The organism is Mycobacterium sp., assembly GCF_044370595.1.
In the GTDB taxonomy this organism is placed as follows: domain Bacteria; phylum Actinomycetota; class Actinomycetes; order Mycobacteriales; family Mycobacteriaceae; genus Mycobacterium.
The window spans coordinates 1-3,499 of the sequence record NZ_JBILVF010000228.1 but is presented as its reverse complement, the minus strand read 5'-3'; the positions used below and the strand labels follow the sequence as shown (position 1 = coordinate 3,499).

General features: G+C 66.6%; 5 protein-coding genes. All 5 read left to right on the top strand.

Going from position 1 to position 3,499, the window contains the following annotated elements:
* A partial coding sequence (locus ADBZ5N_RS18020) for a tripartite tricarboxylate transporter substrate-binding protein (protein ID WP_526259825.1) occupies positions 1-437 on the top strand: 437 nt, incomplete at its 5' end.
* Positions 434-943, top strand: a complete 510-nt coding sequence (locus ADBZ5N_RS18015; RefSeq protein ID WP_526259823.1) for a tripartite tricarboxylate transporter TctB family protein — start codon at positions 434-436, stop codon at positions 941-943. The genes ADBZ5N_RS18020 and ADBZ5N_RS18015, both read left to right, overlap by 4 nt.
* Positions 944-946: 3 nt before the next feature.
* Positions 947-2,452: a tripartite tricarboxylate transporter permease gene (locus tag ADBZ5N_RS18010; RefSeq protein WP_526259821.1), complete on the top strand. Its 1,506-nt coding sequence runs from the start codon at positions 947-949 to the stop codon at positions 2,450-2,452.
* 19 nt (positions 2,453-2,471) lie between these two features.
* A complete protein-coding gene (locus ADBZ5N_RS18005) occupies positions 2,472-3,086 on the top strand; it encodes a GNAT family N-acetyltransferase (RefSeq protein WP_526259819.1) in 615 nt (204 codons plus the stop codon).
* Between the two features lie 8 nt (positions 3,087-3,094).
* A partial coding sequence (locus ADBZ5N_RS18000; protein ID WP_526259817.1) for a tRNA (cytidine(34)-2'-O)-methyltransferase occupies positions 3,095-3,499 on the top strand: 405 nt, incomplete at its 3' end.

The window sequence follows — 3,499 nt, the reverse complement described above, 5'->3', positions numbered from 1 at the left end:
TCCCGTACGACGGCACCGGGCCCGCGCTCACCGATCTGGTCGGTGGCCAGGTCGACTTCATGTGCGACCAGACGACCAACACCGCGGGGCAGATCCGGTCCGGTGCGATCAAGGCCTATGCGGTGACCACGCCGGAGCCGATCGAGGCGCTGCCAGACCTACCGACCACGGCCGAGGCGGGCCTTCCGGACGTCAAGGTCGCCGTCTGGCACGGGCTCTACGTGCCGACCAACACCCCCGACGAGATCGTCGCGAAGCTCACCGAGGCCCTGCAGGTTGCCCTCGTGGACCCAAACGTCATCGACAAGATGGCCGACCTCGGCACCACCCCGGTGGCTAAGGACCAGGTGACCCCGGACGCCCACAGGGTCAAGCTCAAGGAGCAGATCGAGCTGTGGACGCCGATCATCAAGAGCGCCGGGGTCAAGGGCGGATGAGCGACGACCCGGCGTCGTCGGGGATCGCGGGCCGCCGAGCCGGCGTCCCCGACATGCTGGCCGGCGGCACCTTCATCACACTCGGCCTGGCCTTCGCCCTCGGGGGCAGGACGTACGGAACGGGCTCGACGCGGGAGATGGGCCCCGGCTATGTCCCGGTCATGCTCGGCGCGATCCTCACCGTCCTGGGCGCGGTCATTGCCGTGCGGGGTTTCCGCGGCGGTGACCCGCGGTTCCGCGAGGCAGAGGATGAGCGCGGACCGGTGCCCTGGGTGCGCGGCGGCATGCTCGTGGCGGGGATCGTCTTCTTCGGCGCCACCGTCGAGGGGCTCGGGCTCGCGCCGTCGCTGTTGGTGACGACGTTCGTCGCCGCGTTCGCATGCCGCGGCGTTGGTCCGCTCAAGGCCCTGGCCATCTCGGTCGGCCTGACGCTGCTCAGCCTCGGCATCTTCGTCGGGTTGCTGCAGTTGCGCCTGCCGCTGTTGGGCGACTGGTTTGGGGGCTGAGTTGTGGATCTCTCCGGACTGGCACTGGGTCTCGAGACGGCCCTTCAGCCGAGCAATATCCTGATCTGCCTGCTCGGCGTCACGCTCGGCACCATGGTGGGCGTGCTCCCGGGCATCGGGCCGACCGCCACCGTTGCGCTGCTGCTCCCGATCACCTTCAACTTCGACCCGGTCGCGTCGCTGATCATGCTCGCCGGCATCTACTACGGCGCGCAATACGGCGGCTCGACTACCGCAATCCTGATCAACCTTCCGGGCGAGTCCTCGTCCGCGGTCACCGCGCTGGACGGGTACCAGATGGCGCGCCAGGGCAGAGCCGGACCGGCGCTCGCCACTGCGGCGCTGGGCTCCTTCTTCGCCGGGACAGTCGCGACCGCCGTCGTGGCGCTTTTCGCTCCGCCGCTGGCGTCGGTGGCGCTCAAGTTCGGCCCGGCCGACTACTTCTCCCTCGTCGTTCTCGGCCTGGTCATGTCCATCGCGCTCGCCAGCGGCTCGACGGCGAAGGCGCTGGCGATGATCGTGCTGGGGCTGCTGCTCGGCACCGTCGGCCAGGACCTCTTCTCCACTGGAGTTCCTCGGTTCACGTTCGGCATCCGCGAGCTCTACCAGGGCCTGGACTTCGTCTCGATCGCGGTCGGCCTGTTCGGCCTTGCCGAGATCATCCGCAAACTGGAACACCGTCAGACCCCGAGCGTGGTGAGCGCGAAGGTGAGGGGGCTATGGCTCAGCCGCGACGACTTCCGCCGGATTCGGATGCCGGTGCTCCGTGGCACCGCGATCGGCTCCGCGCTCGGCGTGCTGCCGGGCGGCGGGCACATTTTGGCGGCGTTCACGTCGTACTCGGTGGAAAAGCGGGTGTCGAAGCACCCCGAGACGTTCGGACGCGGCGCCATCGAGGGCGTTGCCTCGCCCGAGTCCGCGAACAATGCCGCGGCGCAGACCTCCTTTATCCCACTGCTCACGTTGGGCCTGCCTGCGCACCCGGTGATGGCGCTGCTCGTTGGCGCGTTCATCATTCAGGGGATCACGCCCGGACCCAATGTCATCAACGACGAGCCGGAGCTGTTCTGGGGCCTCATCGCGTCGTTCTGGGTGGGCAACCTGCTGTTGGTGCTGCTGAACCTCCCGCTCATCCGCCTCTGGGTACGGCTGATTTCGGTGCCCTATGAAGTGCTGTTCCCGGCGATCATCGCCTTCGCCACGATCGGCTGCTTCTCCCTCGGTCTGAACCCCTGGGACGTTTATGTGATCGCGATCATCGGCGTGCTCGGGTACTTTCTCATCCGCTGGGGATGCGAGGCCGTGCCGCTGCTGTTCGGCTTCGTCCTCGCCCCGTTGCTGGAGGAGAACCTGCGGCGCGCGTTGATCATCTCCCGGGGCGACCTGAGCGTGTTCGTGACGCGGCCGATCTCGGCTGTACTGCTGTCTCTCGCCCTAGTCGCGCTGGTCATCGCGGTCCTCCCGGCCGTACGGCGTAAGCGCGATGCCGTCTTCAGCGAAGACGAGTGACAGGGTCAGGAGAACACGAATGACGGATTGGCTGACACCAGTCACCCTGACGGGTTCCCATGTCCGACTCGAGCCGCTCTCGACTGCCCACCACGACGGGCTCTGCGAAGCCGTTCGCGATGGAGAGCTTTGGCGTCTCTGGTACACCGTGATCCCCGAACCGGCCCAGATGCGCCGAGAGATTCAGCGCCGCCTCGACGAGCAAGTCCGCAGCGCTATGTGCCCCTTCGCGCTGATTGATCCGGTCAGCGGTACTCCGGTGGGCATGACCACCTATATGAACATCGACGCAGCCAACCGCCGTCTGGAGATCGGATCCACCTGGATCCGGCGCAGCGCCCAGCGAACCGCGCTCAATACCGAAGCCAAGCGTCTGCTTCTCACCCACGCGTTCGACGACCTCGATTGCATCGCTGTGGAGTTTCGCACGCATTTTTTCAACCAGCCAAGCCGCCGCGCAATCGAGCGACTGGGGGCCAAACTTGACGGTGTGCTGCGCAGCCATCAGATCAGCCTGCATCCGGACGCGCCGGGCGCACTGCGGGACACCTGCGTCTATAGCATCATCGCCGCTGAGTGGCCGACCGTGCGGGCGAACCTGGACTACATACTCGCCAAGTCCGAGCAGGACTGAAGCACAACGTGTTTCGCATCATGTTCTTCTCGCCCCGGATCGCTCCGAACACCGGCAACGCGATCCGCATGGTCGCGGCGACCGGCTGCGAACTGCATCTGGTGGAGCCGTTGGGATTCGACCTCTCCGAGCCGAAACTCCGTCGCGCCGGACTGGATTACCACGATCTGGCGTCGGTCACGGTGCACAAGAGCCTGCAGCAGGCGTGGGCCGCGCTGGCCGGAGCGCGGGTGTTCGCGTTCACCGCCCACGCCACCCGGTCCTTCGCCGAAATCCATTACCTGCCGGGCGATGTCCTGTTGTTCGGCCCCGAACCCACGGGTCTGGATGAGGCCACGCTCGCCGATCCGCACATCACTGAGAAGGTCCGCATCCCAATGCTGCCGGGCCGAAGGTCCTTGAATCTGTCCAAT